This is a genomic window from Bacillus sp. LR--39, from assembly GCF_053613335.1.
Genome location: NZ_JBSIOT010000635.1, coordinates 1 through 823, shown reverse-complemented (window position 1 = coordinate 823; position 823 = coordinate 1). Strand labels below are relative to the sequence as shown.

Annotated in this window: 1 protein-coding gene and 1 pseudogene; both read left to right on the top strand. The window is 47.9% G+C overall.

The features are described from left to right. The coding region (gene dpaA / locus ACWHAR_RS25470) for a dipicolinic acid synthetase subunit A (RefSeq protein ID WP_452088232.1) at window positions 1–722 on the top strand (722 nt) is incomplete at its 5' end. Then, window positions 719–823: pseudogene (gene spoVFB / locus ACWHAR_RS25465) on the top strand (dipicolinate synthase subunit B); the annotation flags it as partial. The gene dpaA and the pseudogene spoVFB, both read left to right, overlap by 4 nt.

Below are 823 nucleotides of genomic sequence, written 5' to 3'. Positions count from 1 at the left end.
GCATTATTCTGCCTGTATCGGGCACATCGATGGAAGGAACGGTTGCGACTGTTTTTTCCAATGAAAAAGTGGTGTTAAAACAGGAACATTTAGAAAAAACCAAGCCGCACTGCGCGATTTATTCAGGGATTTCAAACCAATATTTAGACGGCATGGCCAAAGGGGCGAACCGTCGTCTTATCAAGCTCTTTGAAAGAGACGATATTGCGATTTACAACTCGATACCTACAGTCGAAGGTGCCATTATGATGGCCATACAGCATACAGACTTTACGATTCACGGCTCGAATGTAATGGTTCTCGGGCTGGGGCGGACGGGAATGAGCATCAGCCGGACGTTCTCGGCGCTCGGCGCACGCGTAAAAGTCGGAGCTCGCGACTCCGCCCACCTCGCCAGAATCATGGAGATGGGCCTCACTCCTTTCCACACAAACGAACTTGCAGAGCATGTTGAAAATATCGACATATGCATCAATACCATTCCAAGCCTGATTCTCGATAAACATGTCCTCTCACGAATGACACCCAGAACATTAATTCTCGATTTAGCAACCCGTCCCGGAGGCACAGATTTTGATTTTGCCGAAAAGCAAGGCATTAAAGCGCTGCTTGCTCCAGGACTTCCCGGGATCGTCGCGCCTAAAACGGCGGGACAGATCATTGCCAATGTTTTGTGCAACCTTTTGTCTGAATTAACAACTGACCGAAAGGGGCTGTCATAATGTCGATCAAAGGAAAAAGAATCGGATTTGGCCTAACGTGTTCACATTGTACGTATGATGCCGTTTTTCCGCAGATTGAAGCGCTGATCAACAAAGGGGCT